The sequence below is a fragment of the Streptomyces sp. NPDC096339 genome (assembly GCF_044762985.1).
Lineage (GTDB): Bacteria > Actinomycetota > Actinomycetes > Streptomycetales > Streptomycetaceae > Streptomyces.
On sequence record NZ_JBIWFI010000004.1, the window covers coordinates 58566 to 82018 of the forward strand.

Consider the following 23453-nt stretch of genomic DNA (forward strand, 5'->3'; position numbering starts at 1 on the left):
CGGCGAGGCTGGAGGGGGACCCGGTCCTCAAACGCCGGACGGGCTGGACGTGCCCGGCGGGCGCCGGAGAGGCCGGGGCTCCGCCCGGACCCGGTTCTCAAGTGCCCGGCGCCCCGGGCAGGAGCCCCGCGCCGAGCCGCCCGCAGGGCAGTGGCGCGCGGGCCCAGTGTGATCGCCGAGCCGCCCGCAGGGCAGTGGCGTGCGGGCCCAGTGTGATCGCCGAGCCGCCCGCAGGGCAGTGGCGTGCGGGCCCAGTGTGATCGCCGAGCCGCCCGCAGGGCCAAGGGCTACGCGTCGGGTCGGACCACTGCCTTGATCGGCATGGAGCCCGCTCCCGCGATCGTGACGTTGCGGCCCGGGCGGGGGGCGTGGACCATCGCGCCGTCGCCGATGTACATCGCGACGTGGCTCGCGTCGTCGAAGTAGATGATCAGATCGCCGGGCCGCATGTCCTTCAGCGCGACCTTCGGCAGCAGCCGCAACTGCTCCTGCGAGGTGCGCGGGATGCCCTTGCCCGCCGCCCGCCAGGCCTGGGAGGTCAGTCCCGAGCAGTCGTACGAGCCCGGACCCTCGGCGCCCCAGACGTACGGCTTGCCGATCTGCGCGGTGGCGAACTGCACGGCCCGCTTGCCCGCGTCCGTCGCCGTGGCGTTGAGGTCCTTCAGCGCGCCCGTCGACAGCCACGCCGTCTGTGCCTTGTACAGCGCTTCCTGTTCGAGCTGGATCAGCCGGGCCTTCTCCTCGGCCTGCAGCTTGTTCTCCAGCTCCTCCGCCGCCTTGATCTTCCCCTCGATCTCCTTCTTGGCGGCTTCCTGCTTGACCCGGTTGGCCTCCAGGATCGCCCACCGCGCGCTCGCGTCCGCCGCGTACCGCCGCAAGTCGTTCTGGGTGCTGTCCAGTTCGGAGAGCATGCTGGAGGTGGCCTTCTCGCCCTGCCGCAACCGGCCCGCTCCGTCGAGGAACTGCGTCGGGCTTCCGCTCAACGCCAGCTGCGCGCCCGGGGGCAGGCCGCCCGAGCGGTACTGGGCGCGGGCGGCGGCGCCCGCGCGGCTCTTGAGGGTGTCGATCTTCGACTGCCCGGCCACGATCAGGTTGGCGAGCTCGACGATCTTCTCCGACTGGGCCTTGGTCTCGGCCTCGGCCTGGTTGTAGGCGTCGGTGGCGGCGCCCGCCTGGTGGTAGAGGTCCTCTATCTCCGCGTGGACCTGCTCCAGGGACTTGGCCCCCGGTTCCGGCGCGGGCGCGGCGGGCGCGGCGGGCGCGGCGGGCGCGGACGGTGCCGCGTGTGCCATGCCCGTCGCGAGGCCCGGCGCGGTCAATATCGCCATCGCACACAGCAGTACGAGAGCGCTCGCGCCACGCCTTTGCCTCACGGCCCCCATGGTCCCCCCAGACTCCATAACTGACTATCCATCAGTAACTTGTCATCGCCTTCGGGATGGTGTCACGAGTCGGTGAATTCCAACACCCTTGTGGATGGCCGGCCGGATCGGACAGGTCAGACCGGATTCATTTGAGCGCCCCCACCCCTGACGACTCAACGGGCCACCCGGATCACCGGTTCCCCGGCCCGCCGTATTCACCCCACCGGGCGCAAGGCCTCCCAGCGCACCGTCAGTTCCCCCTGCCGCCACCGCCCCGGACCGTCGGCCAGCGGCCAGTCGGCGGCCAGGTCCCGCGCCGTCCGGATCCAGCGCTGCCGCGCCCCGTAGGAGGCGTACGGGGCGGCCGCCGCCCACGCCCGGTCGAAGTCGCGCAGGAACGCGTGCACCGGCTCGCCCGGCACGTTCCGGTGGATCAGCGCCTTCGGCAGCCGCTCCGCCAGGTCCGAGGGCCGGTCCAGGGAGCCCAGCCGGGTCGCGAACGTCACGGTGCGCGGCCCCTCCGGGCCCAGCGCCACCCACACGTGCCGCCGCCCGATCTCGTCGCAGGTGCCCTCCACCAGCAGGCCCTCCGGGGCCAGCCGCGCGCACAGCCGCGCCCAGACCTCCGCGACCTGCTCCTCGTCGTACTGGCGCAGCACGTTCGCCGCGCGGATCAGCGCAGGGCGCTCCCCGCCCTCCAGCGGCACCTCGAAGCCGCCGTGCCGGAAGCTCAGGCCCTCCCGTTCGTACGGCTTCGCCCCCGCGACCCGCGCCGGCTCGATCTCGATGCCGACCACCCGCACCCGGGGCGCCGCCTCCCGCAGTCGCGTCAGCAGCTCGACCGCCGTCCACGGCGCGGCCCCGTAGCCGAGGTCGACGGCGACCGGCGCGTCCGCCCGCCGCAGCGCCGCCCCGTGCGCGGCCGCCATCCAGCGGTCCATGCGGCGCAACCGGTTCGGGTTGGTCGTCCCGCGCGTCACCCTGCCCACGGGGCGGCCCTGCTTCTGGCCGGAGCCACGGCTGGGCGAGGGGGACGGGGTGCTGCGGGAGGCCATGAGCCGAGGTTAAGCGGAGCGCCCCCACCGCGGGAAAACCGGGCCTCGGCGCAGCAGCACCACGCCCTCCGCAAGAAAAATCGCGGAATTCCCGGCCATCCCGGAATGCGCGGGACCGCCATCCGGGTTGCACTCCTTGAAGGGCGCCCCGTGCGCTCCCGTCGGCATGCCCGCCGGCCGTACAAGTCCGTCCGATCAGTCCGAGCGTCGTCCGAGCGAGAGGAACTGCTCCCTTGAGCCAGTACGTGTCCCGCATCGGCGGCAGTATCGGCGGCCGCCTCGCCGCCCGCGCGGGTCGCCACGAGCCGCCGCGGCTGCGCCTGCCGGCCGCCGTCGGAGGCCACCGCAAGCCGCGCCGCGTCGCCATGCTCAGCGTGCACACCTCACCGCTGCACCAGCCCGGCACCGGCGACGCCGGCGGGATGAACGTCTACATCGTGGAGCTGGCCCGGCGCCTCGCGGCGATCAACATCGAGGTCGAGATCTTCACCCGGGCCACCACCGGCGGGCTGCCTCCCGTGGTCGAGCTGGCCCCCGGAGTCCTCGTGCGGCACGTGGACGCCGGACCGTACGAAGGCCTGGCCAAGGAGGAGCTCCCGGCCCAGCTGTGCGCCTTCACGCACGGCGTGATGCAGGCCTGGGCCGGCCACCGCCCCGGCTACTACGACCTCGTCCACTCCCACTACTGGCTCTCCGGCCACGTCGGCTGGCTCGCCGCCGAGCGCTGGGGCGTGCCGCTCGTGCACGCCATGCACACCATGGCGAAGGTCAAGAACGCCGCGCTCGCCGAGGGGGACACCCCCGAGCCCGCCGCCCGTGTCATAGGCGAGACGCAGATCGTGGCCGCCGCCGACCGCCTCATCGCGAACACCGCCGAGGAGGCCGACGAGCTCGTACGGCACTACGAGGCCGACCCCGCCAAGGTGGCCGTCGTCCACCCCGGCGTGAACCTCGACCGCTTCACCGTCGGCGACGGCCGGGCCGCCGCCCGCGCCCGCCTCGGGCTGCCGCAGGACGCCGTCATCCCGCTCTTCGCGGGCCGCATCCAGCCCCTGAAGGCCCCCGACATACTGCTGCGGGCCGTCGCCGTCCTGGTCGACCAGGACCCCTCGCTGCGCCGCCGCCTCTTCGTCCCCGTCGTCGGCGGACCGAGCGGGAGCGGGCTGGCCAAGCCGGAGGGGCTGCAGAAGCTCGCCGCCAAGCTCGGCATCGCCGACCTCGTGCACTTCCACCCGCCGGTCGCGCAGGACGGCCTCGCGGACTGGTTCCGGGCCGCGTCCGTGCTGGTCATGCCCTCGTACAACGAGTCCTTCGGGCTCGTCGCGATAGAGGCCCAGGCCGCCGGCACCCCGGTGCTCGCCGCCGCGGTCGGCGGACTGCCCGTCGCCGTCGACGACGGGGTCACGGGCATCCTCGTACCCGGCCACGACCCGGTGGACTACGCGCGGCAGTTGCGGCGCTTCGTCGACGAGCCCGCGCTCACCGACCGGATGGGCGGGCAGGCCGCCCGGCACGCGCAGTTCTTCGGCTGGGACACCGCCGCCAGCGCCACGGCCGACGTGTACACGGCGGCGATGCACGATCACCGCCGTCGCGTACGCTCCCACCATGGCTGACACCGCCGAGATCACCGCGATCGTCGAGAGCGCCCTGACCGGCGCGGAGCTGAACTGGGAGAGCCCCGAGCCGGGCTCGTACGTCGTCCAGCTCCCCGGCACCCGCAAGCTGAGCACGACCTGCTCGCTCCGGATCGGCCGGCACTCCCTGTCGGTCAACGCCTTCGTGATCCGCCACCCCGACGAGAACGAGGCCGGTGTCCACCGCTGGCTGCTGGAGCGCAACCTCAAGCTGTACGGGCTGAGCTACGCGGTGGACCGGCTCGGGGACGTCTACCTCACGGGCCGGCTGCCGCTGTCGGTGGTGAACCCGGAGGACCTGGACCGCCTCCTCGGCACCGTCCTGGAGGCGGCCGACGGAGCCTTCAACACCCTGCTGGAGCTGGGCTTCGCGAGCGCGATCCGCCGCGAGTACGAGTGGCGCGTCTCCCGCGGCGAACCGACCTTCAACCTCGACGCCTTCAAGCACCTGACGCAGCCGTCGTAGCGCGTGACAGGCCCTACGCCTCGGTGGCGGCCGGAAGCGGTACGGCCTTCGGCGGGGTGCCGCCACCGGCGGCTCCCGCGTCCGCGTCCGCATCCGCATCCGCATCCGCATCCGCATCAGAGTCTCCCGCGGGGAGCCGGCGCATCAGCGCCCAGTACCCGAGCCCCGCGACCGTGCCCAGGACCGCCGTCGTCCCCCACAGCCACTGCGCCCCGAAGCGGTCGATGACCCACCCGGCCAGCAGGGGCGCGACCAGCGAGGCCACCGCCCACGACAGCGTGTACATGCCCTGGTAGCGGCCCCGTGCGTGGACCGGCGACAGCCGCACGACCAGGCCCATCTGGGTCGGCGAGTTGATGATCTCGGCCAGCGTCCACACGGACACCGTCAGCGCGAGCGCCCCGACGGAACCGCCGAAGGCCGTCAGCCCGAACCCGTACCCCGCGAGCAGGGCGGAGACCACCAGCAGCCTCTGCGGGTCCCGGTGCTCGATGAACCGCGTCACCGGGATCTGGAGCAGCACGATCATCACGCCGTTCACCGCGATGACCAGGCCGTAGTCGCCGGTGGAGAAGCCCGCGGCCCCCATCGCCAGCGGCAGGCCGAACGAGCCCTGCATGAAGATCAGCGAGATCAGGAACGACAGCCCCACGACCCCCATGAACCGTGCGTCGCGCAGCACCGCGCCCAGCCCGACCTCGGGCTCCGCGGCCGCCGCCGAGGCGTCGTCCTTCACGGGCCGAGACTCGGGCAGCTTCAGGTAGACGAGGAGCGCGCAGAGCAGCGTCAGCGCCGCCTCGCCCAGGAAGCCGGCGAGGTAGCTGTACTCGGCGATGAAACCGGCGACGGTGGAGGAGACGGCGAAACCGAGGTTGATCGCCCAGTAGTTCAGCGCGAACGCCCGTACCCGGTCCTCGGGCCGCACGATGTCGGCCATCATCGCCTGCACCGCCGGACGGGACGCGTTCGAGGCCATGCCGACCAGCAGGGCCACCGCGGCGATGGCCGCGGGGTGCTCCATGAAGCCCAGCAGCGCCACCGACAGGGCGGTCGACACGTTGGCGGCCAGCATCGTCGGCCGCCGGCCGAGCCGGTCGGTCATCACACCGGCGACCAGGGACGAGATCACCCCGCCGAGCCCGTGGAGGGCGACCACAAGTCCCGCGAAGGAGGCCGAATAGCCCCGGTCCAGGGTCAGGTACAAGGCCATGAAGGTGGCGACGAAGGCCCCGAGACGGTTGACCAGGGTGCTCGCCCACAGCCACCAGAACTCCGTCGGCAGACCCGACACGCTCTCCCGGGCGGCCCGTCTGACGCTGGCAACGGACATAAGGAATCCCCCCGGAAAAGTAAGTGTCGCTCGACCTGAACGCACGTTACGAGTGGAGGTCTCCGGGCGCCACTCGATTGACGCGGACCGTCAATCGGGGGCCCGCGTACGGCGCGAGCGGGCGCCCCCGAACGTCCATTAGGCTCGTACGCATGGCCGACGCACCGTACAAGCTGATCCTCCTCCGCCACGGCGAGAGCGAGTGGAACGCGAAGAACCTGTTCACCGGCTGGGTGGACGTCAATCTCAACGAGAAGGGCGAGAAGGAGGCGGTCCGCGGCGGTGAGCTGCTCAAGGACGCCGGCCTGCTCCCCGACGTGGTCCACACGTCCCTGCAGAAGCGCGCGATCCGCACCTCCCAGCTCGCGCTGGAGGCAGCCGACCGCCACTGGATCCCCGTCCACCGCTCCTGGCGCCTGAACGAGCGCCACTACGGCGCCCTCCAGGGCAAGGACAAGGCCCAGACCCTCGCCGAGTTCGGCGAGGAGCAGTTCATGCTGTGGCGCCGCTCCTACGACACCCCGCCGCCGGCCCTCGCCGACGGTTCGGAGTTCTCGCAGTCCGAGGACCCGCGCTACGCGTCGATCCCGCCGGAGCTGCGCCCGCGCACGGAGTGCCTCAAGGACGTCGTCGTCCGCATGCTCCCGTACTGGTACGACTCGATCGTCCCGGACCTGCTCGACGGCCACACCGTCCTGGTCGCCGCGCACGGCAACTCGCTGCGCGCCCTGGTCAAGCACCTCGACGGCATCTCCGACGCCGACATCGCGGGCCTGAACATCCCGACCGGCATCCCGCTCAGCTACGAGCTGGACGCCGAGTTCAAGCCCCTCAACCCGGGCGGCACCTACCTCGACCCGGAGGCCGCCGCGGCCGCCATCGAGGCCGTCAAGAACCAGGGCAAGAAGTAACCCACAGGCGCGAACAAGCCCCCGACCTGCGGTTTCACCCGTAGGGCGGGGGCTTGACGCACGTCGGTGCGGTGCGGGGGCCGGACGGGGGGATCGGTGCGGCCGAACGGGGGACGGCGGGCCGGGAGCGGTGACCGGGGGCCGTGTACCGGCGTTTTCCCGGCATGAAGATCAATCGATTCTCCGCGGTCGGCGCCCTCGCCGGCGTCGTCCTGCTGGCCGGTGGCGCCCCCGCGCAGGCGGACCCGCTCCTCGACCTCATCGACAACCTCAACATCTCGGACCTGAACGTCTCGCGGGTCCTGAGCAACCCGGCGGTCGTCGTCACCAACGGCGGCTCGACCACGCTCCAGCAGGCGGAGCCGCTGCTGACGCCGCTCGCCGCCCCCGCCGCCGCGCCCGCCGCCGCCCCGGCCGCCCCCGCCGCCGCCCCGGCCATGCCCGCCGCCCCGGCCGCCCCGAAGCGCACCGTGCAGGCCGCCCCCGTCCTCCCGGGTGGTGCCGCGCGCATCGACATCGCCCCCTAGCAACGGCCGCCCCTCCGACCAGCGAAAGCGCGAGGGCCCCGTCCGCGGAAACGGACGGGGCCCTCGCGCGCGCACGCACGGGCGGCGGTCAGCCGCCGCACTGGCAGGGGGCGCCGGACTGGCAGCCGCAGCCGCAGCCCGAGCCGCAGCCGCAGGCCGCCAGCAGAGGGAGCCGCAGCGGCTCCGGCTTCGGCGGCTGTTCCTGCTCCGGGGTGATGGGGACGGGGGAATCGGGCATGGATCCTCCTCGCAGGCGACGAACGGGATGTCGTGCTGCCTTCGCCTCATTCATGCCCAGCCACACCGGCGCGTCAACGGCGCATTGGCGCAGGGACCCGAGTACCCCCGGCGCGGACCGGACGCCGGTCACGCGCCGGCCGGGGCTCCGGTCAGACGCCGTCGACGACCGTCGGCTGCTGGAGCTCGTCCGCGTGCTCACCCGTCACCAGGTAGACCACGCGCTTGGCCACCGACACCGCGTGGTCGGCGAAGCGCTCGTAGTAGCGGCCCAGCAGCGTCACGTCGACCGCCGTCTCGATGCCGTGCTTCCAGCGGTCGTCCATCAGGTGCTGGAAGAGCGTGCGGTGCAGCTGGTCCATCTCGTCGTCGTCCTGCTCCAGCTGGAGCGCCAGGTCGACGTCCTTCGTGATGATGACCTCGGCCGCCTTCGCCATCAGGCGCTGCGCCAGCTGACCCATCTCCAGGATCGTGGCGTGCAGGTCCCGCGGCACCGCCGTGTCCGGGAAGCGCAGCCGGGCGAGCTTGGCCACGTGCTGGGCCAGGTCGCCGCTGCGCTCCAGGTCGGCGCTCATGCGCAGCGAGGTCACGACGATGCGCAGGTCGGTGGCGACCGGCTGCTGGCGGGCCAGCAGGGCGATGGCACGCGCCTCCAGGTCGTGCTGGAGGTCGTCGACCTTCTGGTCGGAGGCGATGACGCTCTCGGCGAGCTTCAGGTCGGCGTCGAGCATGGACGTCGTGGCCCGCCCGATCGCGGAACCGACGAGCCGGGCCATCTCGACCAGGCCTTCCCCGATCGAGTCCAGTTCCTCGTGGTACGCGTCGCGCATGTCTCGTGTCCCTCTCTCGACCTACTGATACAGCTCTACCGCTGGTGTTCCGGCGCCCGGGGATGTGTGTCCGGGCCCCACGTTTTCACGTTGAACCGCAAACGCGTCCGACTCCGGCATCACAAATGAATCAACCCCGTCGCCAGGGTGAACTCTGGGCGACGACTGTTCGAGGTGCCACCCGAACGGCTGTGGAAGTGTCGTCGGGCCTGCTTAACCTGGATCCATGGACGTGAACGCGGCGGTCGCCGCAGCTGCAGCGATCGCCGGTCTGTGTACCGGCGTCATCGCGATGCTGGCGTTCCGCTGGAGCGAGCGCGACCAGGCCCGCCCCACCCGGAGCTCCATGCGCCCCGACATCAACGCGGTACTGCCGCCCGGCGTGGACACCGTCCTGTCCGTGCTGCGGTCCTCCGCCGTGGTGCTCGACGAGGGCGACGCGGTGGTCAAGGCGAGCTCGGCCGCGTACGCCCTCGGGCTGGTCCGCGGCGGCAAGCTCGCCGTGGAGCCCATGCTGCACATGGCCCGCGACACCCGCCGCGACGGGGAGATACGCCAGGTCGAGCTCGACCTGCCCCGGCGCGGCACCGGCCGCGGCGAGGCCCTCGCGGTCTCGGCGCGCGTCGCCCCGCTGGGCTCGCGCCTCGTACTGCTCCTGGTCGAGGACCTCACCGAGGCCCGTCGCATCGAGGCCGTCCGCCGTGACTTCGTGGCCAACGTCTCGCACGAGCTGAAGACCCCGGTGGGCGCGATCTCCCTGCTCTCCGAGGCCGTCATGGACGCCGCCGACGACCCCGAGGCGGTCAGCCGCTTCGCGGGCCGGATGCAGATCGAGGCCACCCGGCTGATCAACCTCGTCCAGGAGCTCATCGACCTCTCCCGGGTCCAGAACGACGACCCGCTGGAGGACGCCGAGCCCGTCCGCGTGGACACCCTCGTGGCCGAGGCCATAGACCGCTGCCGCCACACGGCGTCGTCGAAGCAGATCACCATGGCCGCGGGCGGCACCGCCGACCTGCGCGTCTGGGGCAACCGCGGCCAGCTCGCGGCAGCCCTCGGAAATCTGGTCGAGAACGCCGTCAACTACAGCCCCGCCCGCACCCGCGTCGGCATAGCCGGACGCAGGGTGACGGCCCCCGGGGGAGACTTGATCGAGATCGCCGTGACCGACCAGGGCATCGGCATCCCGGAAAAGGACCGCGAGCGCATCTTCGAGCGCTTCTACCGCGTGGACCCGGCCCGCTCCCGAGCCACGGGAGGAACCGGCCTCGGCCTTGCGATCGTGAAGCACGTAGCGGCCTCGCACGGAGGGGAGGTGTCGGTATGGAGTTCCGAAGGCCAGGGGTCCACCTTCACCCTGAGGCTCCCCGAAGCGGCGGCGCAGTCCCCGGCGCCGGACCGCCACACCCACCCGACCCCCGCCTGACCCCGACACCCCCGCAAACCGCTCCAGCCACACCTGCCCCGGAGGACCTTCCGTGACCCGAGTGCTCGTCGTCGAGGATGAGGAATCCTTCAGCGACGCCCTGTCCTACATGCTCCGCAAGGAGGGCTTCGAGGTCGCCATCGCGGCGACCGGGCCCGACGGGCTCGACGAGTTCGAGCGCAACGGCGCCGACCTCGTCCTCCTCGACCTGATGCTCCCCGGCCTGCCGGGTACGGAGGTCTGCCGACAGCTGCGCGGCCGCTCCAACGTTCCCGTGATCATGGTGACCGCCAAGGACAGCGAGATCGACAAGGTCGTCGGGCTGGAGATAGGAGCGGACGACTACGTCACGAAGCCCTTCTCCTCGCGGGAGCTGGTCGCCCGCATCCGCGCGGTCCTGCGCCGCCGCGGCGAGCCGGAAGAGGTCACCCCGGCCGCCCTGGAGGCCGGTCCGGTCCGCATGGACGTCGACCGCCACGTGGTCACCGTCGCCGGCGCCAAGGTGGACCTCCCGCTGAAGGAGTTCGACCTGCTGGAGATGCTCCTGCGCAACGCGGGTCGCGTGCTGACCCGCATGCAGCTGATCGACCGGGTCTGGGGCGCGGACTACGTCGGCGACACCAAGACCCTCGACGTCCACGTCAAGCGCCTGCGGGCCAAGATCGAGCCGGACCCGGGTGCCCCGCGCTACCTGGTGACGGTGCGCGGCCTCGGCTACAAGTTCGAGCCGTAAGCCGACGACTCTGCCGGTGTTCCGGGGCCGGTCGGAGGCCGGCGCAGCGTCTCGAAGCCGGTGTGGCCCCCCGGGGCCTCGCCGTGCGAGGGGCGCACGCGGGATGGGGCTCGAGCCCGATCCCGGTGCGCCGCGCTACCTGGTGATCGTGCGCGGCCTCGGCTACAAGTTCGAGCCGTAAGCCGGCGCCGCCCCCGCAGCTACGGGAAGGGCCCCGGCCGCATCGTGCGGCCGGGGCCCTTCCCGTTTGCGTACGTGCCTCAGTGGCCGGCGCCGTGCGAGGCCGAGCCGGACGGGGTGCCCGCCGGGGTGCCCGAGGCCGCGCCCGCCGGGGTGCCCGAGGCAGCGCCCGAGGGAGTGCCGGACGGCGTGCCCGAGGGGGTGCCGGACGGGGTGCCCGAAGGGGTGGTGCCGGCGGCCGGGACGGCGCCCGGGGCGACGGTGGGGCCCCACGCGGCGTACATGCCGGTGGCGGGGACCACGAAGGCGCCCAGCGCGACGTCGCCCGTGCGGCTGAGCTGGAAGACGACCCTCTGGTTCTCGCCGAGCTTGGCGGCCTCGGCGCCTTCCTCGATCACGGCGGAGGCGTTGCCCTTGCCGCCCAGGACCACGGACCCGCCGGCCGGCACGGTGACCTTGCCCGAGCCCTCGGCACCCTTCAGGGTGACCTTGCCCTTGCCACCCGGGAGGGTGATGGCGTCGAGGGTCTGCTCCGTCTTGCCGGAGTTGAAGACCGTCGCCGAAATGGCGGCGGGGCCCTTCTTCTCCTTCTCGCCCTGGATGATCAGAGCGTTCTGGATCTTGATGACGCCCTTGGTGGTGGCGGCGTTGTCCGGCTTGATCTGGAGGGTCTGCGCGTCCTGGCCGGCGCCGCAGGCGGCCAGCGAGGCGATCGAGAACACGACGGCGGTGGCGGCGAGGGCGCCGCGTCGAAGGCTGCGGCTCACGGCGGCGGCATCTCCTTGGACGTACGGAACGGAAGGGTGGGTCCTCGGAACGGCCGGGGTAAAGCCGCTCTAAGGGTGTGTCAGCGGGCTCAGGTTACCGAGCCGCCACCCTGCCCCCGCACCCGACCCTCCGCAGCGCGGCCCCCGCCCTCACGCGGGTGCCGCGATCTTCCATTCCTCTCGTCGATCACGCGTCGGTTCAGGCCCCGCTTGATGTCCCGCTCCCCGCGCTGCTTCATGTCGGCTTCACGTGTCGATCACGTGAAGTCCCGGAGGGCCTGCGCATAACACGGCGCGGCCGCCGGTGATCAAATTCCGAGATTCCTTCGAACGGCGCTTCGTGATCAATTCAGGATTGGTCCGGAACCGATCCGTGCGGGTGCCCGCCAGTCGAACGGAGTAGTTCGGTTTCCCGGCGCGCAAACCGGCAAAACGGGACGTACGTCACACTGGCGGCGGCACGGGGGAGGTGTAGCGTGGCCCTTTCGGCTGGTCCGCACAGCGCCCCCGACCTGCGAATACCCCCTTCCAGAAGCCCTTCGCAGCACGTTCCTGTTGCTGTTGTCAAGCCCCGAGATGTGCCCTGACCTGCGAAAACGCCATTCATAACAGTCAGTTCTCGTGTTACCCTGGATAGCCACGGAAGGGGTACCTGTCACATGACGTTCAAGGTTGGCGACACCGTGGTCTATCCCCATCACGGGGCCGCGCTGATCGAGGCCATTGAGACTCGTCAGATCAAAGGCGTGGACAAGACCTACTTGGTGCTCAAGGTCGCTCAGGGCGACCTGACGGTTCGCGTGCCTGCGGACAATGCAGAGTTCGTCGGTGTTCGCGACGTAGTCGGCCAGGACGGGCTGGACCGGGTCTTCGAGGTGCTCCGCGCACCGTACGCAGAAGAGCCGACGAACTGGTCCCGGCGCTACAAGGCAAATCTGGAGAAGCTCGCTTCTGGCGATGTCATCAAGGTCGCCGAAGTGGTGCGTGACCTGTGGCGTCGTGAGCGTGAGCGCGGGCTCTCCGCGGGCGAGAAGCGCATGCTCGCGAAGGCGCGTCAGATCCTGGTGAGCGAGCTCGCGCTCGCTGAGAACACGAACGAGGACAAGGCCGAGGCCCTCCTCGACGAGGTGCTCGCGTCCTGACGCGAGGCCCGTACACCACGTTCTTCGAAACTGGGTGTACACAGTTGTGCCGCGGTGCCCGATGACACGGTCTCTCCTCCGAGAGAGGCCTGTTGCCGGGCGCTGCGGCATGTCTGTACCCATGCCTTTTGATCTACCGTTTCAGAACCGGTTCAGAACCCATCACCTCGATGGCGTGCCGGGTCCGGGCAGCCTGCTCGACCGGTCGTCACGGAAGGGGCGAGGGGCGTCGCACCCGGCACGCTTCAGGCCATACCCATGTCGGCCGAAGTCACAAACCTGGCTCGGAGCTACTGATGTCTGACGAAACGCGCCCCCACCGCACCGCCGCGGTGATCCCGGCCGCCGGCCGGGGGGTACGCCTCGGCCCCGGTGCCCCCAAGGCCCTGCGGGCCCTCGGCGGCACCCCGATGCTCGTCCACGCCGTCCGCGCGATGGCCCGCTCGCGCGCGATCTCCCTCGTGGTGGTCGTCGCCCCGTCCGACGGGGCCGAGGAGGTGCGCCTCCTGCTCGCCGAGCACGCCCTGCCGGAGCGGACCGAGGTCCTGGTCGTCCCCGGCGGGGAGACCCGCCAGGAATCCGTACGGGCCGGCCTGCGCGCGCTCCCCGCGGACATCACCTCCGTCCTCATCCACGACGCGGCCCGCCCGCTCGTCCCCGTCGACACCGTGGACTCCGTCGTCGAGGCCGTGCACCGGGGCGCCGCCGCCGTGGTCCCCGCCCTGCCGCTCGCCGACACCGTCAAGGAAGTCGAGCCCGGCAAGCCCGGCGAGCCCGAGCCGGTCGTCGCCACCCCCGAGCGGGCCCGGCTGCGCGCCGTACAGACCCCGCAGGGCTTCGACGTCGCCACGCTGCTGCGCGCGCACGACGAGATCGCCGTCGACGGCGAGGGCGCCACCGACGACGCCGGCATGGTCGAGCGGCTCGGCACCACCGTGCTGGTCGTCCCCGGCCACGAAGAGGCCTTCAAGGTCACCCGCCCCCTCGACCTGGTCCTCGCCGAGGCCGTACTCGCCCGCAGGAGGGCCACCGATGTCTACTGACCTGCCGCTGATCCCCCAGGTCGGCATCGGCACCGACGTGCACGCCTTCGAGACCGGCCGCGAACTGTGGTGCGCCGGCCTGCTGTGGGAGGGCGAGGACGGCCTCGCCGGGCACTCCGACGGGGACGTGGCCGCGCACGCCGCCTGCGACGCGCTCTTCTCCGCCGCCGGCGTCGGCGACCTCGGCGCGCACTTCGGCACCTCCCGCCCCGAGTGGTCCGGAGCCGCCGGCGTCACCCTCCTGGCGGAGGCCGCCCGTATCGTCCGCGCCGAGGGCTTCGAGATCGGCAACATCGCGATCCAGGTCATCGGAGTGCGCCCGAAGATCGGCAAGCGGCGCGAAGAGGCACAGAAGGCGCTCGCCGCCGCGGCGGGCGCCCCCGTCTCCGTCTCGGGCACCACCACCGACGGACTCGGCCTCACCGGGCGCGCCGAAGGGCTCGCCGCGATCGCCACCGCGCTCGTGTACCGGACGAACCGGGGCTGAATTCCGCCGGAGACGGCACATCTTCGGCAACAAAGGTGCCCCGGGGCCCCAAAGGGTCGCGGGGCACTGCTATGCGCGCACTACCCTGGATGCCGTGACTATTCGCCTGTACGACACCAGCGCCCGGCAGATCCGCGACTTCGTCCCGCTCACCGAGGGCTGCGTCTCGATCTACCTCTGTGGCGCCACCGTCCAGGCAGCCCCGCACATCGGGCACATCCGGTCGGGCCTCAACTTCGACATGATGCGCCGCTGGTTCGAGTACCGGGGCTACGAGGTCACCTTCATCCGCAACGTCACGGACATCGACGACAAGATCATCGCGAAGTCCGCCGAGCAGCGGCGCCCCTGGTGGTCCATCGGCTACGAGAACGAGCGCGCCTTCAACGACGGCTACACCGCCCTCGGCTGCCTCCCGCCCACCTATGAGCCCCGCGCCACCGGCCACGTCACCGAGATGGTCGAGATGATGCGCGGCCTCATCGAGCGCGGTCACGCCTACGAGTCCGAGGGCAACGTCTACTTCGACGTGAAGTCGTTCCCCGGCTACCTCTCGCTCTCCCGCCAGGAGCTCGACAACATCCGCCAGCCGGAGTCCACGGGCGAGACCGGCAAGCGCGACCCGCGCGACTTCGCCATGTGGAAGTCCGTCAAGCCGGGCGAGCCCTCCTGGGAGACCCCCTGGGGTCGCGGTCGCCCCGGCTGGCACCTCGAATGCTCCGCCATGGCGCACAAGTACCTCGGCGAGGCCTTCGACATCCACGGCGGCGGACTCGACCTGATCTTCCCGCACCACGAGAACGAGATCGCCCAGGCCAAGGCCTTCGGCGACGAGTTCGCCAAGTACTGGGTCCACAACGCCTGGGTCACCATGTCCGGCGAGAAGATGTCCAAGTCCCTCGGGAACTCGGTCCTCGTCTCCGAGATGGTCAAGCAGTGGCGCCCCATCGTGCTGCGCTACTACCTCGGCACCCCGCACTACCGGTCGATGATCGAGTACAGCGAGGAGGCCCTGCGCGAGGCCGAGTCCGCGTTCGCGCGCATCGAGGGCTTCTACCAGCGCGTCATCGAGAAGGCCGGCTCGCCTGTCGAGCCCGCCGCCGAGGTCCCGCCCGCCTTCGCCGAGGCCATGGACGACGACCTCGGGGTCCCGCAGGCGCTCGCCATCGTCCACACCACCGTCCGCCAGGGCAACAGCGCGCTGGCCGCCGACGACAAGGACGAGGCCATCGCGCGCCTGTCCGAGGTACGGGCCATGCTCGGCGTCCTCGGCCTGGACCCCCTCGACCCGCACTGGGCCGAGGAGACCGACCGCGGCGAGGACCTCCACGGCGCCGTGGACACCCTCGTGCGCCTCGTCCTGGAGCAGCGCGAGTCCGCCCGCGCCCGCAAGGACTGGGCCACCGCCGACGCCATCCGCGACCAGCTCCAGCAGTCGGGCCTCGTCATCGAGGACAGCCCGACCGGACCGCGCTGGACACTCGGCCCCCGCTGAGTCGCGCCGGCACAGCCGGCTCAGCCTGTTGTGCCGCCCGGCACTCCGGGCGGCACACTCTTCATACGTACATATCGCAGCACCAGACGAAACAGGTAGAAGTCATGGCCGGGAACAGCCAGCGCAGGAACCGCCGCACGTCCAACAAGAAGGGCGCGACGGTCGGCAGCGGTGGCCAGCGGCGCAAGGGTCTGGAAGGCAAGGGCCCCACGCCCAAGGCCGAGGACCGCAAGAAGCACAAGGCGAACCGCATCGCCAACGCCATGGCCCGGCAGGCCGCCAAGCGTCGTCCCGCCCCCCGCCGAGGCGGCCCCAAGGGCACCAGCGAGATGGTCGTCGGCCGCAACCCGGTCTTCGAGGCGCTGCGCGACGGCGTCCCCGCCACCACCCTGTACGTCCAGCAGTTCATCGACAACGACGAGCGCGTCCGCGAGGCCCTCCGGCTCGCCGGCGAGCGCGGCAACATCAACCTGATGGAAGCCCCGCGCCCCGAGCTCGACCGGATGACCAACGGGCTCAACCACCAGGGCCTGGTCCTCCAGGTCCCGCCGTACGAGTACGCGCACCCCGAGGACCTCACCGACGCCGCCTACGACAACGGTGAGGAGCCCCTCATCGTCGCCCTCGACGGCGTCACCGACCCGCGCAACCTCGGCGCGATCGTCCGCTCCGTCTCCGCCTTCGGCGGCCACGGCGTGGTCATCCCCGAGCGCCGCGCCGCCGGCATGACCGCCGGAGCCTGGAAGACCTCCGCCGGCACCGCCGCCCGCACCCCGGTCTCGCGCGTCACCAACCTGACCCGCGCCCTCCAGGAGTACAAGAAGGCCGGCATCGCCATCGTCGGCCTCGCCGCCGAGGGCACGCACGAGGTCCAGGACCTCGACGCGCTCGCCGGCCCGGTCGTCATCGTCGTCGGCTCCGAGGGCAAGGGCCTCGGCCGCCTCGTCGGCGAGAACTGCGACTACCTCGTCCGCATCCCGATGCCGGGCGGCGCCGAGTCGCTCAACGCCGGTGTCGCCGCGGGCGTCGTCCTCTACGAGGCCGCCCGCCGCCGCGCCACGACCCCGCGCACCTGAACCGCTTGATCCACTTGGCTCACGGAATGTGACCCGTGAGCGTGTCACCCCGCCCGTTTCGGGCGGGGTGGCTTGATCTTGACGGGCCTCGGACACATCGCTGGTGTCAAGGCAGTGTCCTAAACACTGATCACTCGGTTAGATGAGTGTGGACACCAGAACGTCAGGGTTCGACGACCAGCCCGCGCTGAGCATGGTCAAGGTGCCGTGCGATCCCGCACAGGTCATCGTCAACCACGCCAGCTTCCGCGTGCGGCTCGCACCGAGCACGAGCGCGCGTTCCAAGCCCGCGAACGCCCCCTCCCGCGCACCCGTCCTCGGCGGCGCCGTGGCCGCTGCCGCCGGGGCCACCCGCCGCCGGGCCCCCGTCGTCTGGAGCGGCAGGTCGGCCCCCGGCGACTCCGCCGCCATGGGCGGCCTCCTCCAGGCCGTACGCGAGGCCGGGCGCGGCCGCGACGAGTACGGCGGCGACTACGACGGCGGAGCCACCCAGGTCATCCCCCGAGTCGACCTCGCGCACGACCTCGCCGACGACACCCTCGCCACGCCGACCGTCATCGGCCAGCGCAGCTACGGCGACCCGGACGAGACGCGCACGATGGCCGCCGTACGGGACCTGCCGTACGAGCCCGCGCGCACCGGCGGCGGGGCCCCCGACCAGGCGGCGGACGGCCGCCGCACCGCCTCCGACTCCCGCGGTCAGGCCTCGTACTACCCCGGCCGCCGCATGAACCTCGGCGTCGTCCTGCTCCCGCTGCGGTGCTTCCTCGGCTTCATCTCCATCTACGCCGGCATGGGCAAGCTGTGCGACCCCGTCTACTTCGACGGCGGCGAACGCGGCTCCATGGTCACCTGGCTGCGCACCCTGCACCCCTGGGCCCTCGCCGAGCCGCTGCGCGACTTCGCCCTCGCCCACCCCGTCGGCGCCGGGCTCACCGTGGCCTTCCTCCAGGTCATCGTCGGCGTCCTGACCGTCTTCGGCCTGTGGCAGCGCTTCGCCGCCTGCATCGGCGCCCTGCTCTCCGCCGCGCTCCTGATGACGGTGAGCTGGAAGACCGTCCCCGCCTACGACGCGCCCGACATCATCTACCTCGCCGCCTGGAGCCCGCTGATCATCGCGGGCGCGCCCGTCTACTCCCTCGACGGACGCCTCGCCGGGGAGGCCTGGCGCACCCTCGGTCCCCGCTCCGAGATCTGGCAGCTGCGGCGGCGCGTCCTGCGGCGCGGAGCCGTCATGGCCACCGTCGTCTGCGGGCTCACCCTGCTCGTCGGCTCACTCCTCGGCGGCGCCGTCCGCTCCAGCACCGTGGTCACCGTGCCCGGCCCCGGCCAGGCCCCGACGAACTACCTCCCCGGCCAGCCGCTGCCGCAGGCCCCGGCCCGGCAGCAGCCCTCGCACCCGCAGCAGCCGGCGAAGCCGCAGCCGTCCGCGACGGCCACCGGGCCCTCCGCCAAGCCCGGCGCGAGCGCCACGGGCGGCCCCGCCCGGGAAACCACCGGGACGGGCTCGCAGTCGCCCACCGCGACGAAGGGCACCACCGGCAAGTCGACCCCGCGCAGCACCCCGCGCCAGTCGACCTCCCCGAAGACCCCGACCAGCTCCGGGAGCAGCGCGAACGGCGCGGGGGCGCCCTCCAAGCAGCCGGCCAACCTGATCGGCGGCCTCATCGGCTGAGCCGACGGCCGCGTACGAATCGAGGGGCCCGGCGCACGGGAGGCGCCGGGCCCCTCGCTTCGCACGAGCGGGAGGCGGGCCTCAGGAGGCGGTCTGGGCCGCCAACTCCCTCGCCGCCTCGGTCAGGTCCTTCGCCGTGTCGATCGCCCGCCAGTAGGCCCCCTGCGGCAGCGGGAAGCCCGCCAGCCGCCGCTCACGTGCCAGGCGCGGGAACGTCGTCCGCTCGTGGTCCCCCAAATCCGGGAGGAGCGAGGCGAATTCGGGACCGAAGACGTACACCCCCGCATTGACCGGGTACGGCGACGGCGGCGCCTCGATGAAGTCCAGCACCTGACCGAACTCGTTCGTCTCCACCACTCCCCACGGGATCCGCGGCCGGGCCAGCGCCAGGGTCGCCGTCGCGCCCCGCTCCTCGTGGAAGGCCGCCATCTCGCGCAGCGAGAACCGGGTCCAGACGTCCCCGTTCGTCGCGTACCAGGCCCGGTCCGGGTACGGCAGGTGCCGTGCCGCGTACTTGAGGCCGCCGCCCCGGCCGAGCGGCTCCTCCTCCACCACCGTCGTCACCCGCAACGGCAACCGGGCCCCGTCCAGCCACTCCTGGAGCACCTCGGCGAGGTGCCCGCAGGACACCACGGCGTCCGTGACCCCCTCGGAGGCCAGCCACGCCAGTTGATGGCCGATGATCGGCACCCCCGTGCCCGGGATCTCGACCATCGGCTTCGGCCGGTCGTCCGTATACGGCCGCAGCCGCGAACCCTGGCCGCCCGCCAGGACGACTGCCTGGGTGGGGGCGGCGGGCAACGCGGCTGCGGGAGGGGCGGATCGGGGGGGTTCGTTCATGAAGGCCAGCGTAGGGAGGCGGTCCGCCTCAGCCCATGGAGGCGACGCCGGTCGCGTACGAGGTGTCGCACACGGGACGCGCGAAGGACTGCGCCTTGGTCGGCCCGTACGCCTCGACGGCGGCCCGCCCCAACGCCCGCGCGATGCCCACGCAGTGCTCGGCGAGCGACGGCCGCCGGTTCACCTCCTGCTGGAGGTCGGTGAGTACGTCACCCGGCGCCTTGCCCCGCTGCAACTGGCCGACGAGGTCGTCGCGCAGCACCTCGTGCGGGGCACGCGGCTTCGCGGGAGCGGAGACGCCCTCGGCGGAGGCCGTCAGGATCTGGGAGGAGGAGTTGTCCGCCCAGGGGACCATCGTGACCGCGAGCGTCCCGGACAGGACCAGGACGACGGGCAGGACCAGGGCGAGGGAACGGCCGATTCGGCGGGCAGTGTGGGTCACGAGGGCGAGAGTAGCGCTAGGTGAGGATTTGGCGACATTTAGTCACCCGGTCGGGGGATGGTTCGATGCGGCTTTTCGATTTATGGGTTGACGTGCCAGGGTCGAATGCCACGAAAAGGGGCGCCCCTTGACGGGACGCCCCTCTCATCTCACCGCGGTGACGGCTCAGTCGGAGAGCCGCTCGCCGGAGGAGGTCGAGAACACGTGGATCTCACCGGGCCGCGGCGCCACGTGCAGCGTCGAGCCCTTCTCCGGCACCTGGCGGCCGTTCACGCGGACCACGATGTCCTGAGAGCCCGAGGGGGTCTTGGTGGAGCCGTAGACGTACCCGTCCGCACCCAGCTCCTCGACGACGTTCACGACGATGCTGAGGCCGCCCTCGCTGCCGATGTCGAAGTGCTCGGGGCGCACGCCGACCGTGACGGTGCGGTCGCCCGCGTCGGCCGCGGCGGACAGCGCCTCGCGCGACACCGGGACGACGCTGTCGCCGAACTTCACGCCGCCGTCGGTGATCGGAACCTCGACCAGGTTCATGGCGGGGGAGCCGATGAAGCCGGCGACGAAGAGGTTCGCGGGACGGTCGTACATGTTGCGCGGGGTGTCGACCTGCTGCAGCAGACCGTCCTTGAGCACCGCCACCCGGTCGCCCATGGTCATGGCCTCGACCTGGTCGTGCGTGACGTACACGGTGGTGATCCCCAGGTCCCGCTGGAGCGCGGCGATCTGGGTGCGCGTCGACACGCGGAGCTTGGCGTCCAGGTTCGACAGCGGCTCGTCCATGAGGAACACCTGCGGCTTGCGCACGATGGCCCGGCCCATCGCGACGCGCTGGCGCTGACCGCCGGAGAGCGCCTTCGGCTTCCGGTCGAGGTACTGGGTCAGGTCGAGCATCTTCGCCGCGTCCTCCACCTTGCGGCGGATGGTGGCCTTGTCCTCACCGGCGATCTTGAGCGCGAAGCCCATGTTGTCGGCGACGGACATGTGGGGGTAGAGCGCGTAGTTCTGGAACACCATCGCGATGTCCCGGTCCTTGGGCGGCAGGTGCGTGACGTCGCGGTCGCCGATGCGGATGGCGCCGCCGTTGACGTCCTCCAGGCCGGCGAGCATGCGCAGCGAGGTGGACTTGCCGCAGCCGGACGGACCGACGAGGACGAGGAACTCGCCGTCCGCGATCTCCAGCTCCAGCTGGTCCACGGCGGGCTTTTCGCCGCCGGGGTAGAGCCGGGTCGCCTTGTCGAAAGTGACAGAAGCCATGGTGATGAATCCCTTCTACCGGCAGGAACGTGCCGGACGATCCGAGTGGAAGGTCTAGTCCACGTAGTGGACTCCGCCCGACGCTACCGGCCGGTCCGCCTCCTGTCAGCACCCGCACGGCCGTGACTTCGAACTCTGTGCGATCTGTCGGAGGCGGCTGCTTGGATGCCACCCATGACCGCCACCACCCCGCGTCCCCGGGACGTCCACGAACTGATCCGCGTCCTGCCCGACACCGAGACCCTGCGCGACCGCTGCCGGGCGCTGGCGGCCCTGGAGGTGCTGATGGACGGCAGGTACGGCCGCCACTTCGACTACGACCCGGCGTGGGGCCCGGGGACCGAGGCCGCGTTGATGAACAACGCGGCGGGCGCCGAGTACGCCGTCCTCTTCACTCCCGACGGGGTCTTCGGCCGGGGCTTCGACCACGAGTCCTCGATGAGCCCCTACACGAACGAGAACATGGAGCTGTGGCCCGGCCTCGTCGACACCCTGCCGGATGTCTTCCGGCCGCTGCTGGACGAGCCGGCCTTCTGCGACGACGAGGTGAGGGTCGCCACGGTCGTCTTCTGGCGGGAGAACGGCGACACGGCATGGCGGGCGGGCCCGGTGGAGCTGCCCGGGGAAGGGGAGGACGGCGCGGGCTACCTCTTCGGCGTCCTCGCGGCGGGCACGCCGGAGGCGTACGCGGACTGGGCGCGGGGCTACTACGGGCGGGAGGTCGACCTGGAGGCGGTCCGGCAGGTGTGGGAACTGCGGCCGCCGACCGAGGCGGTGATCAAGGCCGTCAACCCGGCCATGACCCTCGACCAGGCGGCTCCCGGCCTTGCGGCCGCCGGGTTTCCCGTGGCGGACAGAACTTGATGGCTAGGGGAATCCGCTGCTGTGTAGAGTGAGTGCGGCCCCGCCTCCTTAGCTCAGTCCGGCCAGAGCAACGCACTTGTAATGCGTAGGTCGTCGGTTCGAATCCGACAGGGGGCTCCGCGTGCGAAGGCCCCGGACCGTATCGGTCCGGGGCCTTCGGCATGAGCGGGTGGGGATCAGTGACGGCCCGAGATGCGGTCGGCCAGGCGGGCCAGGGGGGTCGTCGTCGGGCGGTGGGTGGTCGTTTCGTGGCGGTCCGCCTCGCGGTAGGCGGCGTACAGGGCCTGGACGCCGAGCCAGCGGAAGGGCTCCGGCTCCCAGCGGCGGACGCGGTGGTTGACCCAGGGGAGGGTGGTCAGGTCCGAGGACGTGCCGAGGACCAGGTCGCGCAGGGTGCGGGCCGCCAGGTTGGCGGTGGCCACGCCCGAGCCGACGTAGCCGCCCGCCCAGCCGAGGCCGGTGGCGGAGTCCAGGGTGACCGTGGCGCACCAGTCGCGGGGGACGCCGAGGACGCCCGACCAGGCGTGGGTGATCTCCGTGCCGGTGAGCTGGGGGAAGAAGGCGAAGAGGAGGTCGCGCAGGGCGGTGATGGTGGCCGGCTGGGTGCGGCCGTCGTTGTCGGTGCGGGAGCCGAAGCGGTACGGGACGCCGCGGCCGCCGATCGCGATGCGGTCGTCGGCGGTGCGCTGGGCGTACATGTAGGCGTGGGCCATGTCGCCGAGGAGCGGGGCGTCCGACCAGTTGAGCTGGGACCACACCGAGTCCGGGAGCGGGGCCGTGACGATCATCGAGGAGTTCATCGGGAGCCAGGAGCGCTTCTGGCCCTTGAGGGACGCCGTGAAGCCCTCGGTGCAGCGCAGGACGTACGGGGCGCGGACCGTGCCGTAGGGGGTGACGGCCCTGCGGGGTTCGATCTCCGTGACGGGTGTCGACTCGTGGATGACGACGCCGAGGCGTTCGCAGGCCGCGGCCAGGCCCTTGACCAGCTTGAGGGGGTGGATGCGGGCGCCGTGCGGGGTCCAACTGGAGCCGACGGCGTCGGCGATGTTGATGCGGGTGTGGGTTTCCGTGGCGTCGTAGAGCTCGCGGTCGGTCTCGCCGAAGGAGAGTTCGGTGGCGTGGAAGGCCTTGAGGCGGTTCAGCTGGGCGGGGGTGCGGGCCACTTCGAGGACGCCGCCGCGGTGGACGTCGGCGTCGATGTTCTCTTTGGTGGTGACGTCGATGACTTCGGTGACGGTGTCGTTCATGGCCTGCTGGAGGCGCTGGGCGGCCGGCCGGCCGTGGAGGGCGGCGTAGCGGTCGCGGCCCGCGATGCCGTTGTAGAGCCAGCCGCCGTTGCGGCCGGAGGCCCCGTAGCCGCAGAACTTCTGCTCCAGGACGGTGACGCGCAGGTCGGGGGCGGAGGACTTGAGGTAGTAGGCGGTCCACAGGCCGGTGTAGCCGCCGCCGACGATGACGACATCGGCGGTGGCGTTGGCGGTCAGGGGCGGCCGGGGTGGGGCGGCGGGGGTGGTGTGGTCGGTCGCGTACCAGAAGGAAATGCCGCCGTTGATCGTCATGGGGGAGTTGGTACACCTCGTTTCGAGGGGGTGTCCAGGGACGTGTTGTCGTGCCTTGGGGGGTCAGGGGTGGCCGGATGGTCGATGTGGGAGGGGTGGCGGGGGACGTAGGG

At 71.7% G+C, this 23453-nt stretch carries 23 protein-coding genes and 1 tRNA gene; 14 read left to right on the forward strand and 10 right to left on the reverse strand.

The features are described from left to right. Positions 1–287: 287 nt before the first annotated feature. Positions 288–1328 carry an NlpC/P60 family protein gene (locus ACIQ5Y_RS08590; RefSeq protein ID WP_403876715.1) on the reverse strand — a complete coding sequence of 347 codons (1041 nt, stop codon included), beginning with the start codon at positions 1326–1328 and terminating at the stop codon, positions 288–290. A gap of 251 nt (positions 1329–1579) precedes the next feature. Beyond that, positions 1580–2419, reverse strand: a complete 840-nt coding sequence (locus ACIQ5Y_RS08595) for a class I SAM-dependent methyltransferase (RefSeq protein WP_403876718.1) — start codon at positions 2417–2419, stop codon at positions 1580–1582. Between the two features lie 233 nt (positions 2420–2652). Here ACIQ5Y_RS08595 and mshA point away from each other — a divergent pair, with 233 nt between their 5' ends. After that, complete coding sequence (gene mshA / locus ACIQ5Y_RS08600; protein ID WP_403876721.1) at positions 2653–4035, forward strand: D-inositol-3-phosphate glycosyltransferase; 1383 nt, start codon at positions 2653–2655, stop codon at positions 4033–4035. Then, positions 4028–4522, forward strand: coding sequence for a YbjN domain-containing protein (locus ACIQ5Y_RS08605; RefSeq protein ID WP_403876724.1), 495 nt, complete (start codon positions 4028–4030; stop codon positions 4520–4522). The genes mshA and ACIQ5Y_RS08605 overlap by 8 nt, the downstream gene beginning before the upstream one ends. A 13-nt stretch (positions 4523–4535) precedes the next feature. Here ACIQ5Y_RS08605 and ACIQ5Y_RS08610 read toward each other — a convergent pair whose 3' ends face one another. Next, a complete protein-coding gene (locus ACIQ5Y_RS08610; protein WP_403876727.1) occupies positions 4536–5852 on the reverse strand; it encodes an MDR family MFS transporter in 1317 nt (438 codons plus the stop codon). A gap of 152 nt (positions 5853–6004) precedes the next feature. Between ACIQ5Y_RS08610 and ACIQ5Y_RS08615 the strand changes: the two genes are divergently transcribed. Beyond that, positions 6005–6763 (forward strand): phosphoglyceromutase, encoded by a 759-nt coding sequence (locus ACIQ5Y_RS08615; RefSeq protein ID WP_403876729.1) that lies wholly within the window; start codon positions 6005–6007, stop codon positions 6761–6763. Between the two features lie 164 nt (positions 6764–6927). Beyond that, complete coding sequence (locus tag ACIQ5Y_RS08620) at positions 6928–7290, forward strand: hypothetical protein (protein ID WP_403876732.1); 363 nt, start codon at positions 6928–6930, stop codon at positions 7288–7290. A gap of 88 nt (positions 7291–7378) precedes the next feature. Here the strand turns inward: ACIQ5Y_RS08620 and ACIQ5Y_RS08625 are convergent, their stop codons facing one another. Together ACIQ5Y_RS08625 and phoU are read right to left on the reverse strand one after the other, a co-directional pair. Then, a complete protein-coding gene (locus ACIQ5Y_RS08625; protein WP_167350612.1) occupies positions 7379–7528 on the reverse strand; it encodes a hypothetical protein in 150 nt (49 codons plus the stop codon). 151 nt (positions 7529–7679) lie between these two features. Then, positions 7680–8357 carry a phosphate signaling complex protein PhoU gene (phoU, locus tag ACIQ5Y_RS08630; RefSeq protein ID WP_403876735.1) on the reverse strand — a complete coding sequence of 226 codons (678 nt, stop codon included), beginning with the start codon at positions 8355–8357 and terminating at the stop codon, positions 7680–7682. A gap of 226 nt (positions 8358–8583) precedes the next feature. Between phoU and ACIQ5Y_RS08635 the strand changes: the two genes are divergently transcribed. Both ACIQ5Y_RS08635 and ACIQ5Y_RS08640 read left to right on the forward strand, forming a co-directional pair. Then, on the forward strand, positions 8584–9783 hold the full coding sequence (locus ACIQ5Y_RS08635; protein ID WP_403876738.1) for a sensor histidine kinase: 1200 nt from the start codon (positions 8584–8586) through the stop codon (positions 9781–9783). Between the two features lie 52 nt (positions 9784–9835). Then, the gene (locus ACIQ5Y_RS08640) at positions 9836–10516 is read left to right on the forward strand and encodes a response regulator transcription factor (protein ID WP_007265514.1); all 681 of its coding nucleotides are present in this window, start codon (positions 9836–9838) and stop codon (positions 10514–10516) included. A 260-nt stretch (positions 10517–10776) separates the two neighbouring features. Here ACIQ5Y_RS08640 and ACIQ5Y_RS08645 read toward each other — a convergent pair whose 3' ends face one another. Further along, positions 10777–11463 carry a DUF461 domain-containing protein gene (locus ACIQ5Y_RS08645; protein WP_403876740.1) on the reverse strand — a complete coding sequence of 229 codons (687 nt, stop codon included), beginning with the start codon at positions 11461–11463 and terminating at the stop codon, positions 10777–10779. Between the two features lie 659 nt (positions 11464–12122). Between ACIQ5Y_RS08645 and ACIQ5Y_RS08650 the strand changes: the two genes are divergently transcribed. The 6 genes from ACIQ5Y_RS08650 to ACIQ5Y_RS08675 all read left to right on the forward strand — a co-directional run bounded on the left by ACIQ5Y_RS08650 (position 12123) and on the right by ACIQ5Y_RS08675 (position 18381). Beyond that, positions 12123–12605, forward strand: a complete 483-nt coding sequence (locus ACIQ5Y_RS08650; protein ID WP_003953493.1) for a CarD family transcriptional regulator — start codon at positions 12123–12125, stop codon at positions 12603–12605. Between the two features lie 296 nt (positions 12606–12901). Next, positions 12902–13648: a 2-C-methyl-D-erythritol 4-phosphate cytidylyltransferase gene (ispD, locus tag ACIQ5Y_RS08655; protein WP_403876743.1), complete on the forward strand. Its 747-nt coding sequence runs from the start codon at positions 12902–12904 to the stop codon at positions 13646–13648. Then, on the forward strand, positions 13638–14135 hold the full coding sequence (ispF, locus tag ACIQ5Y_RS08660) for a 2-C-methyl-D-erythritol 2,4-cyclodiphosphate synthase (RefSeq protein ID WP_403876746.1): 498 nt from the start codon (positions 13638–13640) through the stop codon (positions 14133–14135). Before ispD ends, ispF begins: the two co-directional genes overlap by 11 nt. A 94-nt stretch (positions 14136–14229) precedes the next feature. Then, positions 14230–15630, forward strand: coding sequence for a cysteine--tRNA ligase (cysS, locus tag ACIQ5Y_RS08665; protein WP_403876749.1), 1401 nt, complete (start codon positions 14230–14232; stop codon positions 15628–15630). A gap of 104 nt (positions 15631–15734) precedes the next feature. Beyond that, positions 15735–16706 carry a 23S rRNA (guanosine(2251)-2'-O)-methyltransferase RlmB gene (gene rlmB / locus ACIQ5Y_RS08670; protein ID WP_403876752.1) on the forward strand — a complete coding sequence of 324 codons (972 nt, stop codon included), beginning with the start codon at positions 15735–15737 and terminating at the stop codon, positions 16704–16706. Between the two features lie 142 nt (positions 16707–16848). Beyond that, complete coding sequence (locus tag ACIQ5Y_RS08675) at positions 16849–18381, forward strand: DoxX family membrane protein (protein WP_403876754.1); 1533 nt, start codon at positions 16849–16851, stop codon at positions 18379–18381. A gap of 81 nt (positions 18382–18462) precedes the next feature. On the opposite strand, the gene ACIQ5Y_RS08680 is transcribed toward ACIQ5Y_RS08675, so the two are convergent. The 3 genes from ACIQ5Y_RS08680 to ACIQ5Y_RS08690 form a co-directional block, all read right to left on the reverse strand. Next, entirely contained in the window at positions 18463–19182 is a 720-nt protein-coding gene (locus ACIQ5Y_RS08680; protein ID WP_403877459.1) for an NDP-sugar synthase, read from the reverse strand. A 67-nt stretch (positions 19183–19249) separates the two neighbouring features. Beyond that, positions 19250–19663 (reverse strand): hypothetical protein, encoded by a 414-nt coding sequence (locus tag ACIQ5Y_RS08685; protein ID WP_384586365.1) that lies wholly within the window; start codon positions 19661–19663, stop codon positions 19250–19252. 165 nt (positions 19664–19828) lie between these two features. Continuing rightward, the gene (locus ACIQ5Y_RS08690) at positions 19829–20917 is read right to left on the reverse strand and encodes an ABC transporter ATP-binding protein (protein WP_403876757.1); all 1089 of its coding nucleotides are present in this window, start codon (positions 20915–20917) and stop codon (positions 19829–19831) included. 174 nt (positions 20918–21091) lie between these two features. Here ACIQ5Y_RS08690 and ACIQ5Y_RS08695 point away from each other — a divergent pair, with 174 nt between their 5' ends. Next, positions 21092–21781, forward strand: a complete 690-nt coding sequence (locus ACIQ5Y_RS08695) for a hypothetical protein (RefSeq protein WP_403876760.1) — start codon at positions 21092–21094, stop codon at positions 21779–21781. A gap of 42 nt (positions 21782–21823) precedes the next feature. Next, positions 21824–21898 (forward strand) — tRNA-Thr (locus tag ACIQ5Y_RS08700). A 59-nt stretch (positions 21899–21957) separates the two neighbouring features. Here the strand turns inward: ACIQ5Y_RS08700 and ACIQ5Y_RS08705 are convergent. Beyond that, a complete protein-coding gene (locus ACIQ5Y_RS08705; RefSeq protein WP_403876763.1) occupies positions 21958–23340 on the reverse strand; it encodes an NAD(P)/FAD-dependent oxidoreductase in 1383 nt (460 codons plus the stop codon). Positions 23341–23453: the final 113 nt, after the last annotated feature.